22 protein-coding genes and 1 tRNA gene are annotated in these 25,004 nt (G+C 63.7%); 4 read left to right on the forward strand and 19 right to left on the reverse strand.

Annotated elements, in window-relative coordinates:
- Positions 1–636 precede the first annotated feature (636 nt).
- From Q4G22_RS08885 to trpS, 11 genes are all read right to left on the reverse strand, one after another.
- Positions 637–713 (reverse strand) — tRNA-Arg (locus Q4G22_RS08885).
- A 52-nt stretch (positions 714–765) separates the two neighbouring features.
- Positions 766–1,977: an aminotransferase class V-fold PLP-dependent enzyme gene (locus Q4G22_RS08890; RefSeq protein ID WP_303385551.1), complete on the reverse strand. Its 1,212-nt coding sequence runs from the start codon at positions 1,975–1,977 to the stop codon at positions 766–768.
- The gene (locus tag Q4G22_RS08895; RefSeq protein WP_303385552.1) at positions 1,974–2,558 is read right to left on the reverse strand and encodes a Yip1 family protein; all 585 of its coding nucleotides are present in this window, start codon (positions 2,556–2,558) and stop codon (positions 1,974–1,976) included. The genes Q4G22_RS08890 and Q4G22_RS08895 overlap by 4 nt, the downstream gene beginning before the upstream one ends.
- Positions 2,548–3,093, reverse strand: coding sequence for a hypothetical protein (locus tag Q4G22_RS08900; RefSeq protein ID WP_303385553.1), 546 nt, complete (start codon positions 3,091–3,093; stop codon positions 2,548–2,550). Before Q4G22_RS08900 ends, Q4G22_RS08895 begins: the two co-directional genes overlap by 11 nt.
- Positions 3,063–4,400 (reverse strand): SufD family Fe-S cluster assembly protein, encoded by a 1,338-nt coding sequence (locus Q4G22_RS08905; protein ID WP_303385554.1) that lies wholly within the window; start codon positions 4,398–4,400, stop codon positions 3,063–3,065. The genes Q4G22_RS08900 and Q4G22_RS08905 overlap by 31 nt, the downstream gene beginning before the upstream one ends.
- Positions 4,400–5,155: a Fe-S cluster assembly ATPase SufC gene (sufC, locus tag Q4G22_RS08910; protein ID WP_303385646.1), complete on the reverse strand. Its 756-nt coding sequence runs from the start codon at positions 5,153–5,155 to the stop codon at positions 4,400–4,402. Before sufC ends, Q4G22_RS08905 begins: the two co-directional genes overlap by 1 nt.
- Before the next feature lie 15 nt (positions 5,156–5,170).
- Positions 5,171–5,548, reverse strand: coding sequence for a hypothetical protein (locus Q4G22_RS08915; protein WP_303385555.1), 378 nt, complete (start codon positions 5,546–5,548; stop codon positions 5,171–5,173).
- Positions 5,545–7,062 (reverse strand): Fe-S cluster assembly protein SufB, encoded by a 1,518-nt coding sequence (gene sufB / locus Q4G22_RS08920; RefSeq protein WP_303385556.1) that lies wholly within the window; start codon positions 7,060–7,062, stop codon positions 5,545–5,547. Before sufB ends, Q4G22_RS08915 begins: the two co-directional genes overlap by 4 nt.
- Positions 7,063–7,087: 25 nt before the next feature.
- Positions 7,088–8,134: a cysteine desulfurase family protein gene (locus Q4G22_RS08925; RefSeq protein ID WP_303385557.1), complete on the reverse strand. Its 1,047-nt coding sequence runs from the start codon at positions 8,132–8,134 to the stop codon at positions 7,088–7,090.
- Positions 8,131–9,366, reverse strand: a complete 1,236-nt coding sequence (gene coaBC / locus Q4G22_RS08930; RefSeq protein WP_303385558.1) for a bifunctional phosphopantothenoylcysteine decarboxylase/phosphopantothenate--cysteine ligase CoaBC — start codon at positions 9,364–9,366, stop codon at positions 8,131–8,133. Before coaBC ends, Q4G22_RS08925 begins: the two co-directional genes overlap by 4 nt.
- Positions 9,367–9,676: 310 nt before the next feature.
- The gene (gene trpS / locus Q4G22_RS08935) at positions 9,677–10,699 is read right to left on the reverse strand and encodes a tryptophan--tRNA ligase (RefSeq protein ID WP_303385559.1); all 1,023 of its coding nucleotides are present in this window, start codon (positions 10,697–10,699) and stop codon (positions 9,677–9,679) included.
- 74 nt (positions 10,700–10,773) lie between these two features.
- Between trpS and Q4G22_RS08940 the strand changes: the two genes are divergently transcribed.
- The gene (locus tag Q4G22_RS08940) at positions 10,774–11,469 is read left to right on the forward strand and encodes a rhomboid family intramembrane serine protease (RefSeq protein WP_303385560.1); all 696 of its coding nucleotides are present in this window, start codon (positions 10,774–10,776) and stop codon (positions 11,467–11,469) included.
- On the opposite strand, the gene murJ is transcribed toward Q4G22_RS08940, so the two are convergent.
- Genes murJ through Q4G22_RS08955 form a run of 3 tightly spaced genes read right to left on the reverse strand, consistent with a single transcriptional unit; the run spans position 11,470 to position 17,018 of the window.
- Complete coding sequence (gene murJ / locus Q4G22_RS08945) at positions 11,470–13,002, reverse strand: murein biosynthesis integral membrane protein MurJ (protein WP_303385561.1); 1,533 nt, start codon at positions 13,000–13,002, stop codon at positions 11,470–11,472.
- A gap of 21 nt (positions 13,003–13,023) precedes the next feature.
- Entirely contained in the window at positions 13,024–15,780 is a 2,757-nt protein-coding gene (locus Q4G22_RS08950) for a [protein-PII] uridylyltransferase (protein ID WP_303385562.1), read from the reverse strand.
- A 32-nt stretch (positions 15,781–15,812) separates the two neighbouring features.
- Positions 15,813–17,018: a penicillin-binding protein activator gene (locus Q4G22_RS08955; protein ID WP_303385563.1), complete on the reverse strand. Its 1,206-nt coding sequence runs from the start codon at positions 17,016–17,018 to the stop codon at positions 15,813–15,815.
- Between the two features lie 107 nt (positions 17,019–17,125).
- Between Q4G22_RS08955 and rsmI the strand changes: the two genes are divergently transcribed.
- The 3 genes from rsmI (at position 17,126) to gshB (ending at position 19,446) form a co-directional block, all read left to right on the forward strand.
- The gene (rsmI, locus tag Q4G22_RS08960; RefSeq protein WP_303385564.1) at positions 17,126–18,025 is read left to right on the forward strand and encodes a 16S rRNA (cytidine(1402)-2'-O)-methyltransferase; all 900 of its coding nucleotides are present in this window, start codon (positions 17,126–17,128) and stop codon (positions 18,023–18,025) included.
- Entirely contained in the window at positions 18,022–18,432 is a 411-nt protein-coding gene (locus Q4G22_RS08965; RefSeq protein WP_303385565.1) for a YraN family protein, read from the forward strand. Before rsmI ends, Q4G22_RS08965 begins: the two co-directional genes overlap by 4 nt.
- A 66-nt stretch (positions 18,433–18,498) precedes the next feature.
- Positions 18,499–19,446: a glutathione synthase gene (gshB, locus tag Q4G22_RS08970; RefSeq protein WP_303385566.1), complete on the forward strand. Its 948-nt coding sequence runs from the start codon at positions 18,499–18,501 to the stop codon at positions 19,444–19,446.
- 183 nt (positions 19,447–19,629) lie between these two features.
- Here gshB and Q4G22_RS08975 read toward each other — a convergent pair whose 3' ends face one another.
- The 5 genes from Q4G22_RS08975 to rpsB form a co-directional block, all read right to left on the reverse strand.
- Positions 19,630–21,144: a YifB family Mg chelatase-like AAA ATPase gene (locus Q4G22_RS08975; protein ID WP_303385567.1), complete on the reverse strand. Its 1,515-nt coding sequence runs from the start codon at positions 21,142–21,144 to the stop codon at positions 19,630–19,632.
- A gap of 133 nt (positions 21,145–21,277) precedes the next feature.
- Positions 21,278–21,862, reverse strand: a complete 585-nt coding sequence (locus tag Q4G22_RS08980) for a d(CMP) kinase (protein WP_303385568.1) — start codon at positions 21,860–21,862, stop codon at positions 21,278–21,280.
- A 1-nt stretch (position 21,863) separates the two neighbouring features.
- The gene (locus tag Q4G22_RS08985; protein ID WP_303385569.1) at positions 21,864–23,036 is read right to left on the reverse strand and encodes an FAD-binding oxidoreductase; all 1,173 of its coding nucleotides are present in this window, start codon (positions 23,034–23,036) and stop codon (positions 21,864–21,866) included.
- 121 nt (positions 23,037–23,157) lie between these two features.
- On the reverse strand, positions 23,158–24,036 hold the full coding sequence (gene tsf, locus Q4G22_RS08990) for a translation elongation factor Ts (RefSeq protein WP_303385570.1): 879 nt from the start codon (positions 24,034–24,036) through the stop codon (positions 23,158–23,160).
- 85 nt (positions 24,037–24,121) lie between these two features.
- Positions 24,122–24,901, reverse strand: a complete 780-nt coding sequence (rpsB, locus tag Q4G22_RS08995) for a 30S ribosomal protein S2 (RefSeq protein ID WP_303385571.1) — start codon at positions 24,899–24,901, stop codon at positions 24,122–24,124.
- Positions 24,902–25,004: the final 103 nt, after the last annotated feature.

A 25,004-nucleotide genomic window follows, 5' to 3' on the forward strand; every position in this document is an offset into this window, starting at 1 on the left:
ATCGGCAAAACCGCCCGCATATCCCTTCAATAAAAACATCAATGTCAAAAAGCAGCGGAAAAACCTAACCGTCTCGCCAACTTCTTGGCGAAAACAGCCGCATCCCTCCTGATTGTTTGCCCGACGATCTCTCATCGAAGCGGAAGCCCTACCTAAGACCCTTGCAACGTTTCGTCAAGAACTAATCTCAACTTTTTTGCTGCGCCGCGTTTTTTAACTTGGCAGGTCCTTCAGAGCACCGTTCCCGCAGTCTCAGGCTTGCCTGACTTCCGGTTCCGAACCTTGACTGCGTTGCCGCCGTCTCGGTGGAGGGGTATCTAGGCCCGGCGAACCGCCCCGGCAAGAGGAAATTCCCCAAAGCCCTGAAATTTTCGTGCAACCATATATTAAATAACGATTTTTTTGTGACGCCGCCAGCGGGGAATAGCACTGCAAAGCCAGCCATCCTTAGAATCGGGCCGAATCTGCGCTGAGCCTACGAAAAAGGTAGCTGCGATTCTCGATCCAACTCACTGTTAGGCGTTCGAATCGACCGCCGGGACAATTCGGCCTCGTCATGCCGCAGTTATCCCGTCAAACGGGTCACAACCCCTGCGCCCGAAACAGGTCACGACACAAATTGGCAAAAAGGGAATTTGGCGCACCCGACACGATTCGAACGTGTGGCCTTTGCCTTCGGAGGGCAACGCTCTATCCAGCTGAGCTACGGGTGCGTGGCCGTCCAGATAGCAGCCGCAGGACGATTTCGCAATGGTGAAACCGTCCTCAGGCAAAGAGTTCGCGGCAAAAGGTCAGGCCGTCGATCAGCGCGTCTACCTCGGACCGGGTGTTATACATCGCAAAAGAGGCGCGGGCCGATGCGGTGACGCCATAGAACTCCATCAGCGGCATGGCGCAATGGCTGCCGGCGCGCACGGCAATGCCGCGCTTGTCCAGAATCGTGGACAGGTCATGCGCATGGGCACCCTGCATGGTCATGGAAAAGATCGCACCCTTGTCGGGGGCATCGCCCTGAACCGTCAGCCAGTTCAGCGACCGCAGCCGGTTGCGGGCGTAATCGCGCAGATCGCGTTCATGCGCGGCGATCCGATCCATCCCGATGCCCATCAGATAGTCCAGTGCCGCCCCCAGACCGATCTGATTGACGATACCCGGTGTCCCCGCCTCGAATCGCAGCGGCGGATCGGCATAATCCACCGCCTCGCGCGTCACGGTGCGAATCATGTCGCCGCCCCCCAGAAAGGGCCGCATCTCGGCCTGACGGTCGCGGCTGATCCACATCGCGCCGGACCCCGAAGGCCCATACAGCTTGTGCCCGGTGATCGCATAGAAATCGACGCCAAGCGCGGCCACATCCACCGGCATATGCACCGCCGCCTGACTGCCGTCGGCCAGCACCGGCACATCCGTGCCGCGTGCGATCGCCGCCACATCGACCACGGTTCCGGTGACATTCGACATATGCGTGACCGCGATCAGCCGGGTCTTGGGGCCGACCGCCGCCAGCACCTTTTCGGGCGGCAGGCTGCCATCGGGTTCAGGCTCGACCCATTTCAGCACCCCCCCCTGACGTTCGCGCAGGAAATGCCAGGGCACGATATTGGCGTGATGTTCCAGCACCGACAGGACGATCTCGTCCCCCGCCTGCAACCGCGGCGCGGCCCAGGCATAGGACACCAGATTGATCCCCTCGGTCGCGCCCGAGGTCATGATGATCTCATCCTCATGCGCGGCGTTCAGAAAACGCGCGATGATGCCGCGCACCCGTTCGTAATTTTCGGTCGCAAGGTTCGACAGAAAATGCAGCCCGCGATGGACGTTGGCGTATTCGCCCTCATAAGCGCGGGTGATGGCATCGATCACCACCCTCGGCTTTTGCGCGCTGGCGCCGTTGTCCAGATACACCAGAGGCCGCCCGTTCACCTGCCGCGACAGGATCGGGAAATCGGCGCGGATACGTTCGATGTCATAGCTCATGCGGGAACCGGAAGAAGACCAAGCGAGGACAGAACGACGGCCATCACCATGCCCGCCGCCAGAAACGTCATAATCATGCCAAGCGCCACCTTGGCTGCACTGTCGAATCCGTGCAGCGCCTTGGTGAACTGCACCATCAGCCAGACAAATATCCCCGCCGCCACCAGCCACATCAGCGAGGCGATGATCGGGAACAGCAACATCAGCACGACCTGCGCGGTCTGGACCACCAGCAGGATGAACTCGATCCAGGTCATCAGCAGCAGCGCATCAGGGAATGTGCCGGTGCCGCCGAACGACCGGCCGACCGCCGCCATCAGAAACGCGGCCAGACTCAGCACCGCGAATTGCACCCCGGCCACCATCAGCGGCTGCGCCACCGCGTCGTTCATGCCGGTATCGACCGACACCGGAAACAGCATCGAGGCGCCCCAGGTCAGCAGCGCCGACAGACTGACCACCAGCGCCAGCGCCATCCAGCGCGCAGGCATCGGCAGGTTCAGCGACCGCAGCGCCTGCACCGCGCGCGCCGGGTTACGAAAGGTCAGCAGCGCCAGCGCCTGAAGATCGTCAAATCTCATTGTCCACACGTCCACCAAGGGCGGAAAGACCAGCCCCCCAGATCACCAGAAAACCGATGCCCGCAACGGCATGGGCGATGCTCAGCGCCGGGCCGGGGCCGACGAACCCCTGCACCAGCCCGGCCAGCAGCATGGCAGGCACAACCGCCAGCAGCGCCCAGAACAAGGCCAGCCGCGAATGGCGGCCATCAACGGGACAACGGGTCATCCGCGACAGCAGCGCCACCAGCGCCGCCAGCCCATAGGCCAACAGCGGCATGATGAACATGACCCCCATCAAGGCCCCGCCCATCCGCGCCTCGAACGAAACCGACGGGTCCAGAAACGCATCGCGCGCCCGTGCGGGCGCCTGCGCGATCAGAAAAAACAGCAGCGCCACCATCAGCACGCCCAGCAGGGTGCGGTCGGGCATATCGGCAAGGCCCCGCACCACACGGCGCGGCGCCCACCAGCTTTGCACCACACGCGGCACGATGCCGCGCGGTGCCGGGGATGTGCTGGCTGTCACCGGGTGGCGGCGTGCTGCGTCAGCCACGCCTCCAGCCGGTCGCTGATCTGGCCGCGCAGGGTGTCGTCCTCGATCTCGTCCAGCGCATCGGCAAGGAAAGACAGCACCAGAAACACAATGGCCCGGTCACGCGGCACCCCGCGCGAGCGGAGATAGAACATCGCATCCTCATCCAGCGCGCCGGTGGTGGACCCATGGCTGCATTTCACGTCATCGGCATAGATTTCCAGTTCCGGCTTGGCCAGAAACTGACTGTCCTCGTCCAGCAGCAGGGCTTGGCTGATCTGATAGCCATCGGTCTTTTGCGCGCCGGGGCGCACCAGAATCTTGCCCTGAAACACGCCGCGCGCGCCGTTCTTCAGCACCTTCTTGAATACCTGACGGCTTTCGCAACGTTCGGCGGCATGGGTGATGAACACGGTGTCGTCGTGGTGAAAATTCCCCGTCGCCCCATCGCCAAGGGCCGCGCCGGCGATATGGGCCACCGCATCATCGCCCTGAATGTCGATCACGCCTTCCTGCCGCATCAGATCGCCATTGACCGACAAGGCAAAGCTTTTGAACACGGCTTCACGGGCGACGCGGGCGAACAGATGGCTGATGCCCAGCTTGTGCTGCGCCGCTCGTTTAGAGGAAATCAGATGCAGCCGCCCGGTTTCGGCCAGATCGGCCTCGATCACGCCATTGCTGCGCGCCCCGGTCTCGCCGGTTTCCAGCAGGGTCAGCTCGGCCCCCGGTTCGACCCGCACGACATGGTGCCACATCACATCGGCGCCGGGATCGCGGCGGCGGTGCAGAATGTGGATCGGGCGGGCGGGGCGACCAGTGACGCGGATCAGCACGCCTTCGGTCGCGCAGGCCGTGTTCAGCGCCGCAAAGGGCCGCGCCACCGGCACCTGCCCGGCCTGTTCCAGCGTGCCGAACAGCCCCGCCGCCCAGTGACCGGCATCATCCGCCACGGCTGACAGCAGATCGATCTGCACCCCGTCCAGTTCCGGCGCATCCGATGCCGCCGCATCAAAGACGCCATCGACAAAGACCAGCCGCAGCCGGTCCAGATCAGAAAACAGCGGTGCATCCGCGCCGTCAGCGTTCGTCGCCAGCGGCGCAGGCACCGCCGAATTGAACCGCGCCGGATCGGTATAGCGCCAGTATTCATCGCGTGGTTTCGGCAGACCCATGGCGCGCAGCCGGGTCAGCGCATCGGCCCGCGCAGCCGCGGCCAGACGGCCCGCCGCCGGCACCAGCCCGGCCAGCCGGTCGCCCGATGCCGCCCCGCCCTGCCCCTGCACGGCGGGCGCAACCTCGGCCGTTTTGACGGACACCCCGGCCATTACTGCGCCTCCGCCAGCAGGTCGGCGTAACCGTTCTGCTCCACCTCAAGCGCCAGTTCGGGACCGCCGGTCTTGATGATCCGGCCATCGGCCATGATATGCACGACATCGGGTTTGATGTGATCCAGCAGGCGCTGATAATGGGTGATGACCAGAAACGCGCGATCGGGCGAACGCAGCGCGTTCACGCCATCAGACACCAGCCGCATCGCATCGACATCAAGCCCGGAATCCGTTTCATCCATGATGCACATGCGCGGTTCCAGCATGGCCATCTGCAAGATTTCGTTGCGTTTTTTCTCGCCGCCGGAAAAGCCGACATTGACCGGGCGTTTCAGCATATCCGCGTCGATCTGCAAATCCTTGGCCTTGGCCCGCACGATTTTCAGAAACTCGCCCGCCGACAATTCATCCTGCCCCCGCGCCTTGCGCTGCGCGTTCACAGCCGTGCGCAGAAAGGTCATATTGCCGACGCCGGGAATTTCGACCGGATATTGAAACGCCAGAAACAGCCCGGCGGCGGCGCGCTCTTCGGGGTCCATCTCCAGCAGGTCGGTGCCGTCCATCGTGGCGCTGCCTTCGGTCACTTCATAACCATCGCGGCCCGACAGCACATAGGACAACGTGGACTTGCCCGAGCCGTTCGGCCCCATGATCGCATGGACCTCACCAGCGGGCACCTCAAGCGTCAGACCTTTCAGGATCTGCTTGTCCTCGTCTTCCAGCTTGACGTGCAGGTTGTTGATTTTCAGCATGTTTGTCATCTCACATCAGCAGCTAGTCGTGCGTGTTTCAGAAAGTAGGAATTGATCATCAGGTAGGAAGCGTTCTTCTGTCTCCTGATCGATCCCACAAAAGACGCGCCCTTCGTCCCATCCCGTTACCAAATCAGTGTTCGTACTAATTTGTACGCGAACCGGTGCGCACGGCGTGTTTCGCCATATCCATTCCTCAATGGGATCATCTGCTAGTTCGCTGTCTTCGCCTTGCTTGTAAATCCAGCCTGGATCGCCAAGGAGAGATACTACCTCACAGCGAGTAGTGTTCAGGGAGAGCCATCCAGCCTGTTTGGAAAGGTCGGTTTGCGGCTCCAACGCGAGGCCTGCTCCCGGAAGCAAAATGCCAGCAAAGAAGATACTGCGCATCATCCCACCGATCCTTCCAGCGAGATGGCCACTAAAGACTGGGCCTCCATCGCAAATTCCATCGGCAGGGCCTGCAAAACCTCGCGGCAGAAGCCGTTGACGACCAAGGCCACGGCCTCTTCCTCGTCCATGCCGCGCTGGCGGCAATAGAACAGTTGGTCGTCATCGACCTTGCTTGTCGTCGCCTCGTGTTCGACGCGGCTGGAGGTGTTCTTGACCTCGATATAAGGCACGGTATGCGCGCCGCATTTGTCGCCGATCAGCAGGCTGTCGCATTGGGTATAGTTACGGCTGTTCTTGGCGCGCGGGTGCATGGTCACCAGCCCGCGATAGGTGTTCTGCGCAAAGCCCGCCGAAATCCCCTTGGACACGATCCGCGACCGGGTGTTCTTGCCCAGATGGATCATCTTGGTGCCGGTATCGGCCTGCTGGTGATTGTTGGCGATGGCGATGGAATAGAACTCGCCGCTGCTGTCGTCACCGCGCAGGATGCAGGACGGGTATTTCCACGTGATCGCGCTGCCGGTTTCGACCTGAGTCCACATCACCTTGGCCCGCGCCTCGCGGCAATCGGCGCGTTTGGTGACAAAGTTATAGACGCCGCCCTTGCCATCCTCGTCGCCGGGGAACCAGTTCTGGACGGTGGAATATTTTACCTCGGCATCCTCAAGGATGACGATTTCCACCACTGCGGCGTGCAGCTGATTGGTGTCGCGTTTCGGCGCGGTGCAGCCTTCCAGATAGGACACATAGGCGCCGCGATCGCAGATAATCAGCGTGCGTTCAAACTGCCCGGTGTTTTCGGCGTTGATGCGGAAATAGGTGGACAGTTCCATCGGGCAGCGCACGCCGGGCGGGACGTAAACGAACGACCCGTCACTGAACACGGCGCTGTTCAGCGTGGCAAAGAAATTGTCCGACTGCGGCACCACCGAACCCAGATATTTCTGCACCAGTTCGGGATGCTCGCGGATCGCCTCGGAGATGGAACAAAAGATCACCCCGGCCTTGGCCAGTTCATCCTTGAAAGTCGTGCCAACGCTGACCGAATCGAACACCGCATCGACGGCGACCTTGCGCCCTTCGGCGGGCGCGCCCTCGGCCCCCTCGACGCCCGCCAGGATCATCTGTTCCTTCAGCGGGATGCCCAGCTTTTCATAGGTGGCCAGCAGTTTGGGGTCCACCTCGTCCAGCGATTTCGGCTTGACTTCCATCGACTTGGGACGGGCATAATAATACTGATCCTGATAGTCGATTTCAGGATAGTTCAGCATCGCCCATTTCGGTTCCACCATCGTGACCCAGCGGCGGAACGCGGCCAGACGCCAGTCCAGCATCCATTCCGGTTCGCCATTCTTTTCCGAGATCAGCCGGACGATGTCTTCGTTAATGCCCTTGGGGGCATATTCCATCTCGATCTCGGTATCCCAGCCGTATTTATAGCTGCCCATATTGGCAACGGTTTCGACCGTTTCACGGTCAACGCCCTCGCGCACATCCAGATCGGTATCAGCCATCGTATCGTTTCCTTTCGGCGGGCTGTTACCCCCGGCCATTCCTGTCGCGCCAGCGTGAATACGCTTTTTCCCAGGCATCGGCAAATCGGTTCACCTGATCCGCCGCCAAAGCCGGACTTATCGAAACGCGGATCGCCGATGAGGCGGTCTGATCGTCAAACCCCATCGCCTGCAAGCTGCCGCTGGCGCGAACCTTGCCCGATGAACAGGCCGACCCCGCCGACACGGCAAAACCCGCAAGATCCATCTGCATGACCTGCGTTTCGCCCTTCCAGCCTGATGTAAGAAGGCAGGACGTGTTCGGCAAGCGCGGACTGCCCTTTCCGGCCACGATCAGTTCAGGCGCGACCGCCGTCAGCCGCGATTCCAGCGCATCGCGCAGGGCGGCGACCTGATCCCAGACACCGGCGGCCAGATCGCGCTGCGCGGCCTCGGCGGCGGCGGCGAATCCCATGATGCCGATCAGGTTTTCGGTGCCTGCACGCCGCCCCTGTTCCTGCCCACCGCCGCGCAGAATCGCCGGCAGGTCGGTGCCTTTCTTCAGGATCAGCGCGCCAACCCCCCTTGGCCCGCCCAGCTTATGCGCACTGACAAAGCCGCAGGTGACGCCCAGCCAGTTAAAGGCCATCGGAATCTTGCCAAACGCCTGCGTCAGATCGCTGGCCCACAGCCCGTCCGGCAGATCCTGAATCACCCCGGTTTCATTGCTGGCCAGTTGCAGCGTCGATTGCGCCGGATCATCCACCGTCACACGGCCGTCGCGATCCACTGTCAGCCGTTGATCGCACCAGACCTTGACCGCCGAATGCTCCACCGGCGCACAGGCAATGCCGCGCCCGGCCAAGGCCATCGCCGCCGCCTCGGTCGTGCCGGATGTAAAGACCACATCCGCCCCCTCGGCCCCAAGTGCTGCGGCCAGCCGTTCCCGCGCGCCTTCCAGCGCCATCTTGGCCGCCCGCCCCTCGGCATGGACCGAGGACGGGTTCCCCGCCACATCCATCGCCGCGATCATCGCCGCCCGCGCCTCGTCCCGCAGCGGGGTGGTGGCGTTCCAATCCAGATAGGCCCTCATGCCAGCGCCTCGGCGATGCGGCTGGCCAGAATGCGCGCGACCGCATCCTTGCCCATGCGCGGCCATTCCTCGGCCTCGTCGGCGGTAATCAGCGTCACGCTGTTTTCCGTCCCGCCCATGATACCGGTGGCCGGGCTGACATCATTGGCCACGATCCAGTCACAGCCCTTGCGCGCCCGCTTGGCGGTGGCATGGGCGATCACGTCATGCGTTTCGGCGGCAAAGCCCACCACCAGACGCGGCCGCCCGGCCCCCAATTGACTGACCCAGGCCAGAATGTCAGGGTTTTCGGTAAATTCCAGCACCGGCAACTGGCCCGAGCCGTCCTTCTTGATCTTTTGCCCGCTGGCATTGGCTACGCGCCAATCGGCCACTGCCGCCGCCATCACTGCCGCATCGGCGGGCAGCGCCGTCTCGACCGCCTCGCGCATCTGCATCGCCGTTTCCACTCGGATCACCTCAACCCCATCCGGCGGCGGCACATCGGCGGGGCCGGTGACAAAGCTGACCTTCGCCCCCAGATCGCGCAGCGCCATCGCAATCGCCGTCCCCTGCGCCCCGCTGGACCGATTGGCGATATAGCGCACCGGGTCAATCGGCTCATGCGTGGGGCCAGAGGTGACGATGACATGCCGCCCGGCCAAAGGTCCCGCCGCGACCTTGGCTTCGGGCAACAGTTTCAGCGGGCCATCGCCCAGATGATCGCGGATCGCGCCCATAATGGCCTCTGGCTCGGCCATGCGGCCGGTGCCGAACTCGCCACAGGCCATCTCGCCATCGTCAGGACCAGCCATCAGCACACCGTCACGGCGCAGCATCGCCAGATTGCGCTGCGTCGCCGGGTGGTGCCACATCCGCACATTCATCGCAGGCGCGATCAGCACCGGCTTGTCGGTGGCCAGCAGCAGGGTCGAGGCCAGATCATCCGCCGCCCCCGTGGCCATCTTGGCCATCAGATCGGCGGTGGCCGGGGCGACCACCACCAGATCGGCATTGCGCGACAACTGGATATGGCCGATCTCGGCCTCGCGGCTGGCGTCGAACAGATCGGTCTGACATGCCTCGCCCGCCAGCACCGAAAGGGTCATCGGCGTGATGAATTCCGCCCCCGCCCGCGTCAGAACCGGGCTGACGGCCACACCCGCCTTGCGCAGCAACCGGATCAGCGCCGGAGCCTTGGCCGCGGCAATCCCGCCGCCCACGATCAAAAGCACACGCCGCCCGTTCATCACCGCCTCCGCTTGCCTGCCCGACAGATAGCCATCCCCGCGCGCCGGGGCAAGGAAACCCGCTGCTCCCGGACCACAGCCCTCGCTTGCTGTTCGCCCAAATCCGCATTTTTGGGGGCACATGGCCGGATCGCAGCCACCGTTATCCCGCGCGAACATCCCGCGTGCGGCATGTTCTGTGCACAGCCTGTGTACAGGTTGTGCACAACCTGTGCACGGGTGGTGCAGCCAAAACCCCTGCAATTACTGGCTGCATCAGGCATGGCGTTGCAAAATCACGGCGCGCAACGCCCGGCGGCGTTGCGCAACGGCTTTACCGGCGCGAGCGGATCATCCCCATGATCTCTTTCGTGCGCTCGACGATGGGCCGGGCGATGGCCTCGGCCCGCTCGGCGCCGTCGCCCAGAATGCGGTCGATCTCGGCGGGGTCGGATTTCAGCTCGGTCATCTTCGCCGTGATCGGCGACAGCACCGAAACCGCCACTTCGGCCAGCGCGGGTTTAAAAGCGCCAAAGCCCTGCCCCTCGAACCGCGCCAGCACCTGATCGCCGGTCTCACCCGACAGCGCCGCATAGATATTGACCAGATTGCGCGCCTCGGGCCGGTCTTGCAGCCCTTCCATGCTGCCAGGCAGCGGATCGGCATCGGTGCGGGCCTTGCGGATTTTCTGCGCGATGGTGTCGGCATCATCGGTCAGGTTGATGCGGCTGGCGTCCGAAGGGTCTGATTTCGACATCTTTTTCGACCCGTCGCGCAGCGACATGACGCGGGTGGCCACGCCCTCGATCAAGGGGTTCGTCATCGGAAAGAAATCGACGCCGTAATCATGGTTGAACTTGGCGGCGATGTCGCGGGTCAGCTCCAGATGCTGTTTCTGATCCTCGCCCACCGGCACGGCGGTGGCGTGATAGGTCAGAATATCGGCCGCCATCAACGCCGGATAGGCCAGCAACCCCAGCGAGGCATTCTCGCTGTTCTTGCCCGCCTTGTCCTTGAACTGGGTCATCCGATACATCCAGCCGACCCGCGCCACGGTGTTGAAAAGCCACGCCATTTCGGCATGGGCTGGCACCTGGCTTTGATTGAACAGCACCGATTGCACCGGATCGACACCCGCCGCCATGAACGCCGCCGCCGCCTCGCGCGTCTGCGCGCGCAGTGCCTCGGGGTCTTGCCAGACGGTGATGGCGTGCAGGTCGACGACGCAATAGATCGTTTCCGCCGCGCCGCCCTGATATTCGGCGAACCGTTTCAGCGCGCCCAGATAGTTGCCAAGCGTCAACCCGCCCGAGGGCTGGATGCCGGAAAAGATACGGGGGGTATGGGTCGCGCTCATGTCAGCCTGCCTTGGAATTACCGTGCCGCTGGCTTATCCGCTGCACAAAGGCTGCGCAACCAAAGGACGGCAGGATGCGTCACGAAATAAATGAATCACCCATCAACCCGTTGCCGCTGGTGGTCTGGGCACTGGTGCTGCCCATGATCGCGGCGGAACTGGTGTTCGGGCTGGCCGGGGCCGGACTGCTGGGCGGATCGGGCGGCATCGGGATGCGCAACAGCGCCATCCAGCAAACCGCCTTTATCCCCGAACTGTTTCAGCGCATGTGGGCGGTGGGGGCGGTGGACGGCAATGTCTACCGGCTGTTCAGCTATCCCTTTGTGCATGTCTCGCCGGTTCATGCGATGTTCGTGATCGTGTTCACGCTGGCGCTTGGCAATATGATCGCGGCGCAGTTCCGGCCTGCGGCGCTGATCGCGCTGTTCTTTGGCTCGGGCGCGGTGGCGGCGCTGATCTATACCGGCTTTTCCATGGCATGGCGCGGCCGGGTCGAGCCGCTGATCGGCGGTTATCCCGCCGTTTACGGGCTGGTGGGCGCGTTCACCTTTCTGATCTGGACGCGACTGGCTGAAACGGGCGGCAACCGGCTGCGCGCCTTTACCCTGATCGGGATGCTGCTGCTGTTCCAGCTTGTCTTTGGTGTGATGTTTGGCGCGGGGACGGCTTGGATCGCCGACATCACCGGGTTCTTTGTCGGGTTCGGGCTGTCATTTCTGCTGATCCACGGCGGGCTGGCCCGCGCCATGGCACTGATCCGGCAGCGATAATCAGCGCCGCCGCCGCACCGCCATGCGCAGATCGGTCAGCCGATAGGCGCCGGTGACGAAGGCCAGCGTGAAATAGATCGCCGCCCCCCCAAACACCAGCACCGCAAGGCCGGGAATGCGCCCCACGCCCTGCGCATCCAGCCAGCCGCGCATGACCCACAGCGCCGCCGCCATCAAGGCCGAGGCCAGCACGATCCGTGGCACGGTGCGCGACAGCCGCGCATCATATTGCGCCGCCTGCCCCATGGCGCGCGTTCCCCACCACAGCTGCGCCACCATCACCCAGGCGGCAATCGTGGTGCCCAGAGCGGCGGCCAGAAAGCCGAACAGCGGGATCAGCCCAAATGCGGCGACCGCATTCACCAACATCGACATCAGCGCGAAACGGAACGGCGTGCGCGTATCCTCGCGCGCGAAATACAGCGGTTGCAGGATCTTTTGCAGCACAAAGGCCGGCAAACCCAGCGCATAGACGACCAGCGCCCGTGCGGTCTGGGTGGTGTCATGGGCGGTGAACTCGCCACGCTCGAACAGGGTGCGGACCATGGGTTCGGCGATCACTGCGATGGCAAAGGCGGCGGGCAGCGTCAGGAACAGCCCGAATTCCGTCGCGCGGGAATAGGCATGCTGACCGCCCGCATCATCGCCCGCCCGCAGCCGCCGCGCCAGTTCCGGCAACAGCACCACCGCCACCGCCGCGCCGACGACGCCCAGCGGCAGTTGATACAGCCGATCGGAATAGGCCAGCCAGGCGATCGCACCGTCAAACAGGCTGCCCACCTGACGCCCGACCAGCAGGTTTATCTGCACCACCCCGCCCGCAAAGGCGGCGGGCAGGGCCACGGCGATCAGGCGGCGCATATCAGGCGTCAGCCGGGGCCTGCGCGGCACAAAGCGCCAGCCGATGCGCCGCGCCGCCCACCACACAAGGCCAAGCTGCGCCAACCCGGTCAGCGGCGTGGCCCATGCCAGCGTCAGCCCCATATCCCAGCCCTGCCAGTGACCCAGCAACATTCCGGCGATGAACAGCAGGTTCAACATCACCGGCGCCGCCGCAGCCGCCGTAAACCGGCCATGCGCGTTCAGCACACCCGAAATCATCGAGGCCAGCGAGATCAGCAGGATATAGGGAAAGGTGATCCGGCCATATTCCACAGCCAGATCAAACCGTTCGCTGCCCCAAAACCCCGCCGCCATCGCCATGACCAGCAGCGGCATCAGGATCATCGCGACAGCCGAAATCACCGCGACGACAAAGAACAGCCCTGAAAACGCGTCGCGGGCGAATGTCTGCGGGTCTTCACTCGATTCCAGCTTTTTGGCGAACAGCGGCACAAAGGCGGTGTTGAACGCCCCTTCGGCAAAAAAGCGGCGGAACATGTTGGGCAGCGAAAAGGCCACCAGAAACGCCTGCGCCACCGGGCCGGTGCCCAGCCATGCCGCCATCAGAATATCGCGCACGAAACCCGAAACCCGCGACACGAAGGTCCAGAGTCCCACCGACAGGAAACCGCGGATCAGGCCCTTGCTCATCTTATGCTCCGAAAGGGTGGGTCACTGTTCGGCCCGCTTTGCGCCGTCGGTAATGGCCTGACGCAACTTGCGTTCCAGCATCTCGCGCTTGGGGGCGCTGTGCAGTTTCAACCCGAACATGTCCTTGACATAGAAACTGTCCACAACCTGCGCGCCAAAGGTGGCAATCACCGCACTGACGATCTGAATATGGTTCGCCGCCAGCGCGCGCGTCAGATCGAACAGCAGGCCGGGCCGGTCGCGGGTATCCACCTCGATGATAGTATAAATGTCGCTGCCTTCGTTATCAAAGGTGATATGGGTCGGAAAACGGAACTCTCGTTCGCGCTTTTTCACCTTGTCTCGGCTGGCGAACACGTCGCGGGCGACGATTTCACCTTTCAGCGTGCGGTCGATGGTCTGGCGCAGACGCGGCAGGCGTTCTTCGGCAAAGGGGCGGCCCTCGGTGTCCTGCACCCAGAACACGGCGGTCGCAAAGCCGTCTTTGGTGGTATAGGTGCGCGCATCGACGATATTGGCCCCCATCAGCGACAAGGCGCCGCACAAGCGCGAAAAGATGCCCGGATGATCGGCCAGCACAAAGGCCGCGCGGGTAGCGTCGCGATCATGGTCGGGATGCAGGTCGATGCGGATCTCGTCGCTGCCGATCCCTTGCAACAGCCCGGCAAACACCGCCTGGGTTTCGGTCGGCAAACCCGGCCAATAGCTGTCGTAATGCCGCGCCAGTTCGGCGCGGATCACCTTGGGTTCCCAGCCTTTGGCGATCAGCAGGTGGCGCAGGGCGCGCTTGGCCTCGGTCTGGCGCTTGTCGCGGTTCAGTTCCTCAAGCCCGCTTTCCAGCACGATGACGGTCTGCTGATGCAGACGGCGCAGCAGATCGGCCTTCCAGTTGTTCCACGTGCCGGGACCAACACCGCGAATGTCGCAGACCGTCAGCACCAGCAGCAGATCCAGCCGCCGCCGGGTTTTCACCACCTTGGCGAAATCGCGCAATGTGCGCGGGTCGGAAATATCGCGTTTTTGCGCCACATCCGACATCAGCAAATGGTTGCGCACCAGCCATTCGACCGTCTCGACCTCTTCGGCGCTCAGACCCAGACGGGTGACGATGCGCCGGGCGATGCGGGCCCCGATGATCGAGTGATCCTCGGGGCGGCCCTTGCCGATGTCATGCAGCAGCACCGCCAGATACAGAACGCGACGGTTCACGTCGGCCTGCATGATTTCCGACGACAGCGGCAGATCGTCAGGATGTTCGCCCCGCTCGATCTCGGCCAGCGCGGCAACGCATTGGATCAAATGCTCATCGACGGTGAAGTGATGATACATGTTGAACTGCATCATCGCCACGACCGGCTCGAATTCGGGAATAAAGGCGGCCAGAACGCCCAGCTCGTTCATCCGCCGCAGGGCGCGTTCCGGGTTGCCGTGTTTCAGCAGCAGGTCGATAAAGATATGCGCCGCCTCGGGGTCGTTGCGCACCTGATCGTCGATCAGGTCCAGCCGGGCGGCAACGGCGCGCATCGCGTCGGGGTGGATCAGCAGGCCGGTGCGCAATGCCTCTTGAAACAGGCGCAGGATGTTGACCGGATCGGCAAAAAAGTTGCCCTCGTCGGCGATGGTCAGCCGTCCCATATCATCGCGGAACCCGTCGTGCAGCTTGCGGCGGCGACGGAACAGGCGGCCAAGGAAGGGGGCCTTGCGGACGTGGCTTGCCTCCAGCGCGGTCAGGAACACGCGGGTCAGTTCGCCCACCTTGGTGGCATGGCGAAAGTAATCCTGCATAAAATGTTCAACACCACGCCGCCCACCCGCATCGTGATAGCCCATGCGCCGCGCCACCTCGACCTGCATGTCGAACGACAGCACATCGACGGCCCGCCCGGCGATCAGATGCAGATGACAGCGCACAGCCCACAGAAAATCCTCGGCCTGCCAAAAGGCGCTGTGTTCGTCGCGGGTGAAAAAACCAAGATCCACCAGTTCCACGGCGCGATCAACACGGTGGATGTATTTGGCGATCCAATACAGCGTTTGCAGGTCGCGCAGCCCGCCCTTGCCCTCTTTGACATTGGGTTCCAGCACGTAACGCTGGCCGCCCTGACGGCGATGGCGTTCGGTCCGCTCGGTCAGCTTGGCCTCGACAAATTCGGGGACCGAATTGGCGAACAGCTCTGACCACAGCCGGTCGCGCAGATCTTCGGCCAGGGGGGCGAAACCCGTCACCAGCCGGTGTTCCAGCAGGGCGGTGCGAATGGTCATATCGGCCTGCCCCAGCCGCAGGCAATCATCCACGGTGCGGATCGAATGTCCGACCTTCAGCTTCATGTCCCACAACATGTAAAGCATGGATTCCACCACGCTTTCGACCCAGCCGGTCACTTTGTAGGGGGTCAGCAACAACAGGTCGATGTCCGAGGCCGGCGCCATCTCGGCCCGACCATAGCCGCCGACAGCCAGCACCGCCAGCCGCTCGGCATCCGAGGGGTTGACCTGCGGGTGCAGATGCTGCGTGGCAACGTGATGCACCGCCGTCACGATCCCGTCGGTCATGCTGGCAATGGCGCGCACGGTTTCACGCGCCGCGCGGGGATGGGTGTCGAACCCGGCGGTGATGTCGGCCATCGCATCGGCGCGCATCCGGGTCAGGAATTCAACCGTCGCGGCCCTGATCTCGCGCGCGGCGGAAATACCGGCCAGATGCGCATCCAGCCGGGGCAGCAAAACCTCGGGCGAGAACAGAGAATGCGCGCCGGGCAGGGCCGGCGCGCTTTGCACAAGGTCATTCCGTTGCAGCGGCTCAGACAAGATCAGGAACCCGAGCGTCCAAAGCCGCGCGGTGCCGGTTCAAGGATCACCACCTGCCCGCCCCGGATCGTGGCCACCGCCAGCGCACGCTGGTTGCTGCCATCGGGCAGCAGCCGGAACACGCCGTTGACACCGTTGAACCCGGCGCTGCTGGTCAGGCCGCGCGTGGTCAGCGCATCGCGGCGACCGGCCCGGACCAGTGCCGCAACCGCCGAAACGCCGTCATAGGCCAGACTGCCCAAGGCATGGGAGGGTTCGCCATACGCGGCACGGTAGCGGTTGTTGAACTGCCCCGACAGCGAGGTGTCGGGGATCGCGAACCAGCCGTTTTCCAGCGTGGGCAGCTGTAGACGCGAGGCGGGTTCATCCCAGCGGGTCAGGCCCATGAACTGCGTCACCTGCCCGGTCACACCGGCGGCGACCAGCTTTTCGGTCAGATAGGGCAGCACGGCCTGGTTGTTCGCCGTCATGAACACCGCATCCACCCGGCCCGACTGCACGGCCTGCGCGATCTGCGGCGTGACGCCATCGATCCCCTGCTGCGAGACCGGATGTGTCACCCGCCCGGCCAGCGTGGCACCGTTGCGGGCCACGGCGCGTTCGATGGCATGGGCACCGACACGCCCGGCCACGTCATTTTCCGCGACCATCAGCACCCGGCGCTTGTTCTGGCGCACGCCATAGCCGACCAGCCGGTCGGCCACATTGGCGAAGGTATTGCCCAGAACAAAGACGTTGCCACCTGCGATATCGGCATTGTTGGAAAAGCTGAGCACATTCACATCGCGGCCCTGCATGGCATTGCCGACCGCATTGGCGGATTCGGCAAACAGTGGGCCAATGATGATCTTGGCCCCCGCATCTGCGGCCTCGTTCGCGCGGGCGACGGCGGTGGCGGGATTATCGCCGTTGGTTTCATAGATGCGCAGGTCGATGGTGGCCCCCTGCGCATCATTGACCGCCATCCGGGCCGAGTTGGTCAGGCTGCGCGACAGCCAGTTCAGATCGGCATTGGCCGACCCACCCGGCACCAGCAACGCCACCGGCACCGGCTGGCGCGGGTCGATCATCTGCCCGGTGGACGGGCCGGTCAACGCCCCGGCACCCGGTTCGCAGGCGGCAAGGACAAAGGCAGAAAGCACGGCGGCACCGCGCAGAACGATCCCGCGCAGGCGTGACGCGGCGCGGTGGGGGGCAATGGCTGTCATCGCGCTGTTTTCCCTGTATGTCGGTGACTTGGAATTGGGTGTTACCCGATGCAACTTATTGCGATACCCCCGCCAAGGCAACGCGCCTCAAAGACAGGACACCCGCCATGAGCGACGATCTTTCCCCCGCCGCCACGCCGTTGGCCGCACGAATCGAAGCACCCCGGCTGGAACCGGGGCTGTATCTGGTCGCGACCCCCATCGGCGCCGCCCGCGACATGACCCTGCGGGCGCTGGATGTGCTGAACAGCGCCGATCTTCTGGCGGCCGAAGATACACGGGTGCTGCGCCATCTGATGGACATCCACGGCGTGCCGCTGCGCGGACGGCGGATTGTCGCCTATCACGACCACAACGCCGACCGGCAACGCCCGGCGATCCTGTCTGCGCTGGCCGAAGGGCGCTCGGTCGCCTACACTTCGGACGCGGGAACGCCGCTGGTGGCCGATCCGGGCTATCGCCTTGGCCGCGATGCCACCGGGGCAGGACACCGCGTCCACGCCGTCCCCGGCGCCTCGGCGGCACTGGCGGCGCTGACCGTATCGGCACTGCCATCAGATCGTTTTCTGTTCGCGGGCTTCCCCCCCACCGCCAAAGGCGCCCGCCGCGACTGGCTGGCCAGATGGGCCAGCGTGGATGCCACCATCATCCTGTTCGAAAGCCCGAGGCGCGTTAAGGAAACATTGGGAATTTTGTGCGAATCTGAACCGGATCGGGTTATGGTGATTTGCAGGGAACTGACCAAGAAATTCGAACAGGTGATGCATGGCACCGTCACGGAACTGGTGCAAATGATCCCCGACGAAGGGTTGCGCGGGGAAATCGTGCTGGTGCTGGACCGGCCTGCCCCGGTGATCGCGGGCGATGATGACATACAGGCCGCCCTGCTGGCGCGTCTGGACCGGATGTCGGTCAAGGACGCCGCCCGCGAGGTGGCCGAAGAACTGAATATGCCGCGGCGCGATGTCTATCAGATCGCGCTGTCGATCGAAAGGAACGAGGAATGACGGTTCATGTGCGCGAATTTCGGGGTGCTGGCCCGACGGTCACGCGGTCGCGGCGCGGGGCACTGGCCTGCCTGTCCGGGGCCATGGCCGAAGACAACGTAGCCACCCGATATCAGGCTGCGGGCGCCGAAATTCTGGCGCGTCGCTGGCGCGGGCGCGCGGGTGAAATCGACCTGATCGTGCAGCAGGGCGACTGCGTGATCTTTGTCGAGGTCAAGAAATCGCGCACCCACGAACTGGCTGCGCTGCGTCTGGATCGCCGCCAGATGGATCGCATCTGCGGCGCGGCGCTGGAATATTGCGGCACCCTGTCTTCAGGTTCACTGACCGAAATGCGATTTGATGTGGCGCTGGTCGATGACAGCGGGCGCATCGACGTGATCGAAAACGCCTTTGGCGAAAATTGACCCCAACGGGTGACTTGCATCGGGCGTCGCCCCGCGCGACAACCGGCCCAAACCCCGGAGGACCGCATGAGCCTTTACGTCGCCCTGCAAATGGACCCGGTCGAGCATGTCTCGATCCACGCTGACAGCACTTTCCGTATCGGGCTTGAGGCACAGGCACGCGGGCATCGGCTGTTTCAATATACTGTTGACCGGCTGATTTACGATCAGGGCCGTGTTCTGGCGCAGGGTCGCCCCGTCACCTTGCAACGCGAACGGGGCAATCACGCCCTTTTCGGCGATTGGGCCGAGGTGGACCTGACCGAATTCGATGTGGTCTGGCTGCGGCAGGACCCCCCCTTTGACATGGCCTATGTCACCTCGACCCATCTGCTGGACCGGGTGCACGGGCAAACATTGGTGGTGAACGATCCGTTCTGGGTCCGCAATTGCCCCGAAAAGCTGATGGTGCTGGATTTCCCCGATCTGACGCCGCCCACCATGATCGCCCGCGATCCCGCCGCGATCCGCCGGTTCCGCGACCGCCACGGTGACATCATCGTCAAGCCGCTTTACGGCAACGGCGGTGCCGGGGTCTTTCATCTGCGCCCCGACGACCCGAACCTTGCCGCGCTGCTGGAAACATTCGCCGGCATCAACCGTGAACCGATGATCGCCCAGAAATACCTGCCCGCCGTGGTCAAGGGCGACAAGCGCATTATTCTTGTCGATGGCGAACCCGTAGGTGCGATCAATCGCGTGCCACAAAAAGGCGAGGCACGGTCGAACATGCATGTCGGCGGCCGCGCCGAAAAAGTCGGCCTGACCGAGCGCGAACGCGAGATCTGCGCCCGCATCGGCCCGGTTCTGCGCGAAAAGGGCCTGATCTTCACCGGCATCGACGTGATCGACGGCTGGCTGACCGAAATCAACGTCACCTCGCCCACCGGCTTGCAGGAACTGGAACGCTTTGACGGCACCAACGCCTCAGCCCTGATCTGGGAGGCAATCGAACGCCGCCTTGCCAAAGGCTGAAGCGTTATCACACCGCCCAACACACGCGTCACCGCCGGCAATCACCGCAACGCATCAGCCTGCGGCCCGTGATTAAGCACACTGGTGTCCACCGCTCACACCAGCGCGCCACAGCACGAAGCATCGCAAAACGGCCACATCAACCACGCACAGCGCAGCTTGACGGCCTGTGCGTCAGACCACCTACCCCCCTGCCACGAAAGGCAGGCGATAGCTGATCGCCTCGGCCAGATGGTTGACACGCACCGCCCCGGAGCCGTCCAGATCGGCAATCGTGCGCGCTGCCCGTAAAATACGGTGATAGCCGCGCGCTGTCAGCCCCAGCTTTTCCGATGCCTTCACGATCAGATCGCGCCCCTGCGAATCGGGTTGCGCGATCTCATCCAGAATGGCGCTGCCCGCCTCGGCATTGGTGTGGATGCGCGGATTGTCCGCAAACCGCCGCGCCTGCACCGCGCGCGCCACCGCCACCCGTTCGGCCACGATGGCCGAAGTCTCTCCCCCGGACGGCAATTCCAGTTCCAGAAAACTGACCGCTGGCACCTCGATACGCAGATCAAAGCGATCCAGCAGCGGCCCCGAGATACGCCCCAAATAATCGCCGCCACAGACCGGCGCACGATTACAGGCCCGCGCCGCATCGGCCAGATAGCCGCAGCGGCAAGGGTTGGCTGCCGCCACCAGCAAAAACCGACAAGGATAGCGGATATGCGCATTGGCCCGCGCCACCACCACTTCGCCGGTCTCGATCGGCTGGCGCAGCGTTTCCAGCACCGGGCGGGCGAATTCGGGAAATTCGTCCAGAAACAGCACCCCGTTATGCGCAAGACTGATCTCACCCGGCCTGGCCCCGCGCCCGCCGCCAACAATCGCCGCCATCGAGGCCGTGTGATGCGGCTCGCGCAGGGGCGGACGGCGCGAAATCCCGCCCTCTTCCAGCACCCCGGCCAGCGAATGAATCATCGAGGTTTCCAGCGCGCCGGCAGGGTCCAACGGCGGCAACAGCCCCGGCAGACAGGCCGCCAGCATGGATTTCCCCGCGCCCGGCGGCCCGACCATCAGCAGATGGTGACGGCCAGCGGCGGCGATTTCCAGCGCGCGCTTGGCCCGCTCCTGCCCCTTGACATGCGACAAGCAGGTGCCCGAAGGGCGCTCCGCGATCATGCCCGGCTGCGCCCGCGCCAAGGGGCTGCGATCGGTCAGATGATCCACCGCCTCGCGCAGCGTCGCAGGGGCCAGAACCGGAACCGACCCGACCCATGCCGCTTCGGCCCCACAAGGCCGGGGGCAGATCAGCGCCCGGTCATCCTCGGCGGCAGCCATGGCGGCGGGCAAGGCACCGGCCACCGCCACCAGCCGCCCGTCCAGCGCCAGTTCGCCCAGGCAGACACAGCGCGCCAGTTCGTCGGCCGGAATAACCTCAAGCGCGGCCAGAACCGCCAGCGCAATCGGCAAATCGAAATGCGATCCTTCCTTGGGCAGATCGGCAGGCGACAGGTTCACCGTCACCCGCTTGTTCGGCAAGGCCACCGACAGCGCGCCAAAGGCGGCGCGCACCCGCTCGCGCGCTTCGCTGACGGCTTTGTCGGGCAGACCGACAATGGCAAAACCCGGCATCCCCGGCGAAACCGAACACTGAACCTCGACCAGACGCGCCTCGACCCCTTCGAAGGCGACGGAATAGGCGATGGCAACCATCCGCAAATCCTTTTTACGGTAATGGTTAACGCAACCCGGCTTAAAGAAAGGTTAACAACCCCGGCCCAAACCCGTCTTTCGTTGATAAATATCCCGCGGGGGTGCGGGGGCGCGAAGCCCCCGCTGCGACGCTTCAACCCAAAACAGCTCTGACGATGCGCACCGCCTGAGCCACAGCAGCCTCAATATCCATTGCGGTGGTATCCAGCACCACCGCATCAGCCGCCGGTTTCAGCGGCGCGGTGGCACGGCTGGCATCACGGGCATCGCGTTCGCGCAATTCCACCAGCATACGATCCACATCCACACCCAGTTCCACCGCCCGGCGTTCAGCGCGCACATGGTCATCGGCAACCACATACAACTTGACCGCCGCATCGGGGCAAATCACCGTGCCGATGTCGCGCCCGTCCAGCACCGCCCCCGGTTCCCGCAGGGCAAAGCGGCGCTGAAAATCAGTCAGTGCGGCGCGCACCTCGGGGATGGCAGCCACACGGCTGGCAGCCTGACCGGCGGTCGCTGAGCGCAGATCGCCGCGCGCCAGATCATCCGCGCCCAACCCCTGCGCAGCCGCAACCGGGTTACCGCCTTTGGCCCCGACCGCACGATACAGCAGCCCGGTGTCCAGATGATGAAACCCGAAATGCGCCGCAAGCGCGCGGGCGATGGTGCCCTTGCCCGATGCGGCAGGCCCGTCGATGGCGATGGTGAACGGCATGTCAGACGATATGAGCTTCAGCGAATGGTTGGCGATCCACAACCCTTTGCACACCCAGCGGCGAAAGGTCCAGCGTCTGCCAGTCGCCATGCAGAATCTGTTCGGCAATCCCGCGCCCCACCGCCGGGGCCTGTTGCAGCCCGTGCCCGGAAAAGCCGTTGGCGTGATACAGGTTCGGCACCAGCGGATTCCGCCCCAGAATCGCATTCTGATCCAGCGTATTAAAGGCATAATGCCCCACCCACCAACGCACCACCTTGGCCGCGGCAAAGCCCTCGGCACGATGATACAGCGCGGGCCAGACCTGATCTTCGAACAGATCGTGACGCGGCTCGAAATCATCGGCGGCGCAGGGGCCATCATCGGCGGGAACGGTCGCTGCGATCCAGCAGTCGTGTTCAGGCCGGGCATAGATGCCGGAATGGTCGATGAACAGCGGCGCATCAGGGTGCCGCGCGGCGGGCGCATCGACGACAAAAACCGTGCGCTTGCGCGGCTCGACCGGCAGGCGCAGCGGCAGCCCTTGCATCAGCGCGTCACAGCGGGTGCCAGCGGCGTTGACGAAATGGCTGGCCTCCAGCCGCTGGCCATCCTCCAGATGCGCCGCGGTGATCCGGTCGCCCTCGGTTTCAAACCGCACCACGCGCCCGGTGACAAAGCGCGCGCCCGCCGCCCGCGCTGCATTCCGCAACCCCGACAGCAGGCCCATATTGTCAAACCAGCCTTCATCACGAGGACCAAAGCTGGCCGCGACCACATCATCGGTGTTCATCCAGGGAAATCGCCGGGCCAGCATGGCGGCATCCCAGACCTCGGTCCCCGCCCCAAGGCTGCGCTGCATGTCGGCCAATGCAGTCAGTTGCGCCGCCCCGGTCTCGGTTCCGGTCAGAAACAGATAGCCGTTTTCACGCAACCCCAGATCGGGCACCCCGCCCTCAGGTCCGGTGCGCCCGACGAAATCGCGGATGAAATCAATGCCAAAACGGCTGATCTGCACATTCACCGGATTGGTGAACTGCGACCGGATCGAAGCGACCGACAGCGCCGTTGAGCTGAACTGATAGCTCGGGTCAGGTTCCACCACCACCACCCGCAGACCGGGCGACATCCGCGTCAGCCAAAACGCACAAGAGGCGCCCATCACCGCCCCGCCCGCAATCAGAACATCACTCATGCCATGCCTCCTTGACCGGCCATAGCAAGCCGATTCCGTCGCAGCACGCAAGCGTCCCCGACAAATAAAAAACGCCGGCCCCCAAGGGACCGGCGTCTGCATGTCAGACAGGCAAAAAGGATCAGTTGCCGCTCAGGGTCTTGGCGACCTCGGCTGCAAAATCTTCCTCTTTCTTTTCGATACCTTCGCCAACGGCCACGCGGGCAAAACCGGTGATGGTCGCGCCCGCATCCTTGGCGGCCTGTTCGACCGTCACATCGGGGTTGATGACGAATTTCTGGCCCAGCAGGGTCACTTCTTCAAAGAACTTCGCCATCCGGCCGACGATCATCTTTTCGATCACGGCATCGGGCTTGCCCGATTCGCGGGCCTGTTCGGTCAGAACCTGCTTTTCACGCTCGACCAGCGCCGGGTCCAGATCGGCCTCACCCAGCGAGGCGGGCGAGGTGGCGGCAACGTGCATGGCGATCTGCTTGCCAATGGCTTCGTCGCCACCGTCCAGGCCAACCAGCACGCCGATCTTGCCCATACCTTCGGCAGCCGCGTTGTGGACATAAGCCACAACCAGCGGCGCCTCGACCTTGGTCATGCGGCGCAGGGTCATGTTTTCGCCGATTTTGGCAATGGCGTCGGTCAGCACTTCGCTGACAGGCTTGCCGTCAACCGGCGCATTGGCCAGTTCCTCGACCGTATCCACCGACAGGGCAGCCTGCGCGATGGCACGAACCATGTTTTGGAATTCTTCGTTCTTGGCCACGAAGTCGGTTTCCGAGTTCACCTCGACCGCGACACCCTTGCCATTGGCAACGGCGACAGCCACCAGACCTTCGGCGGCGATGCGGCCCGATTTCTTGGCGGCCTTGGCCAGACCCTTGGTGCGCAGCCAGTCAACAGCGGCTTCCATGTCGCCATCGGTTTCGGTCAGCGCCTTTTTGGCGTCCATCATCCCTGCGCCGGTCGTTTCGCGCAGTTCCTTCACCATCGCAGCGGTGATAGCCATCGGTTTTCTCCTTCGGATCAAAGCGTCAGGCGGGGCTTATCCCCGCCTGATGACAATTCGGTAACGATGCGGGCGCCGGGCCGGATCAGGCTTCGGCGGTCTCGGCTTCGGCAGCGTCGTCCAGTTCCTCGACCGGGGCTTCGGCCAGCGCCCCCAGATCGACACCGGCGGCACCCATCTGCGCCGACATGCCGTCCAGCGCGGCGCGGGCGGCCAGATCGCAATATAGCGCGATGGCACGGGCGGCGTCATCGTTGCCAGGAATGATGTAATCCACACCATCGGGCGAGCAGTTGGTATCAACCACGGCCACAACCGGAATGCCCAGCTTTTTGGCTTCCAGAATGGCGAGATCTTCCTTGTTCACGTCGATGACGAACAGCAGATCCGGCAGGCCGCCCATATCGCGGATCCCGCCCAGCGAGGCTTGCAGCTTGGCCTGCTCGCGCTCAAGGCCCAGACGCTCTTTCTTGGTCAGACCCTCGGCGCCCTGCTCCATCGTTTCGTCGATGGCTTTCAGGCGGTTGATCGACTGCGACACGGTTTTCCAGTTGGTCAGCGTGCCGCCAAGCCAGCGGTGGTTCATATAGAACTGCGCCGATTTTTCGGCGGCATCAGCCACGGCTTTGGACGCCTGACGCTTGGTGCCGACGAACAGCACGCGGCCACCCTTGGCCACGGTGTCGCGGATGACCTTCAGCGCCTGATCCAGCATCGGAACGGTCTGCGTCAGGTCAAGAATGTGAATGCCGTTGCGGTCGCCATAGATATACTGACCCATGCGGGGGTTCCACCGCTGGGTCTGGTGACCGTAGTGAACGCCAGCTTCCAAAAGCTGACGCATGGAGAAATCAGGAAGCGCCATATCCATGTCCTTTCCGGTTTGCGCCTTGGCAGGGGATTCAGAGCAAACGCCCCAACCGGTGGACCATAACGGGATGTCTCCCCGTCAAGCCCGCCCCTGCCTG

Origin of the sequence: Paracoccus sp. (in: a-proteobacteria) (assembly GCF_030538655.1) — a bacterium.
Taxonomy (GTDB): domain Bacteria; phylum Pseudomonadota; class Alphaproteobacteria; order Rhodobacterales; family Rhodobacteraceae; genus Paracoccus.

What these genes read in the sequence shown, in the direction of transcription:
- sufC (WP_303385646.1), bottom strand. Translation starts at nt 5,155, where the DNA reads ATGCTGAAAATCAACAACCTGCACGTCAAGCTGGAAGACGAGGACAAG.
- rpsB (WP_303385571.1), bottom strand. Translation starts at nt 24,901, where the DNA reads ATGGCGCTTCCTGATTTCTCCATGCGTCAGCTTTTGGAAGCTGGCGTT.
- trpS (WP_303385559.1), bottom strand. Translation starts at nt 10,699, where the DNA reads ATGAGCGCGACCCATACCCCCCGTATCTTTTCCGGCATCCAGCCCTCG.
- Q4G22_RS08925 (WP_303385557.1), bottom strand. Translation starts at nt 8,134, where the DNA reads ATGAGGGCCTATCTGGATTGGAACGCCACCACCCCGCTGCGGGACGAG.
- Q4G22_RS08975 (WP_303385567.1), bottom strand. Translation starts at nt 21,144, where the DNA reads ATGGTTGCCATCGCCTATTCCGTCGCCTTCGAAGGGGTCGAGGCGCGT.
- Q4G22_RS08895 (WP_303385552.1), bottom strand. Translation starts at nt 2,558, where the DNA reads ATGAGATTTGACGATCTTCAGGCGCTGGCGCTGCTGACCTTTCGTAAC.
- rsmI (WP_303385564.1), top strand. Translation starts at nt 17,126, where the DNA reads ATGAGCGACGATCTTTCCCCCGCCGCCACGCCGTTGGCCGCACGAATC.
- Q4G22_RS08915 (WP_303385555.1), bottom strand. Translation starts at nt 5,548, where the DNA reads ATGATGCGCAGTATCTTCTTTGCTGGCATTTTGCTTCCGGGAGCAGGC.
- Q4G22_RS08980 (WP_303385568.1), bottom strand. Translation starts at nt 21,862, where the DNA reads ATGCCGTTCACCATCGCCATCGACGGGCCTGCCGCATCGGGCAAGGGC.
- Q4G22_RS08955 (WP_303385563.1), bottom strand. Translation starts at nt 17,018, where the DNA reads ATGACAGCCATTGCCCCCCACCGCGCCGCGTCACGCCTGCGCGGGATC.
- tsf (WP_303385570.1), bottom strand. Translation starts at nt 24,036, where the DNA reads ATGGCTATCACCGCTGCGATGGTGAAGGAACTGCGCGAAACGACCGGC.
- Q4G22_RS08905 (WP_303385554.1), bottom strand. Translation starts at nt 4,400, where the DNA reads ATGGCCGGGGTGTCCGTCAAAACGGCCGAGGTTGCGCCCGCCGTGCAG.
- Q4G22_RS08965 (WP_303385565.1), top strand. Translation starts at nt 18,022, where the DNA reads ATGACGGTTCATGTGCGCGAATTTCGGGGTGCTGGCCCGACGGTCACG.
- Q4G22_RS08940 (WP_303385560.1), top strand. Translation starts at nt 10,774, where the DNA reads ATGCGTCACGAAATAAATGAATCACCCATCAACCCGTTGCCGCTGGTG.
- Q4G22_RS08985 (WP_303385569.1), bottom strand. Translation starts at nt 23,036, where the DNA reads ATGAGTGATGTTCTGATTGCGGGCGGGGCGGTGATGGGCGCCTCTTGT.
- gshB (WP_303385566.1), top strand. Translation starts at nt 18,499, where the DNA reads ATGAGCCTTTACGTCGCCCTGCAAATGGACCCGGTCGAGCATGTCTCG.
- murJ (WP_303385561.1), bottom strand. Translation starts at nt 13,002, where the DNA reads ATGAGCAAGGGCCTGATCCGCGGTTTCCTGTCGGTGGGACTCTGGACC.
- Q4G22_RS08890 (WP_303385551.1), bottom strand. Translation starts at nt 1,977, where the DNA reads ATGAGCTATGACATCGAACGTATCCGCGCCGATTTCCCGATCCTGTCG.
- sufB (WP_303385556.1), bottom strand. Translation starts at nt 7,062, where the DNA reads ATGGCTGATACCGATCTGGATGTGCGCGAGGGCGTTGACCGTGAAACG.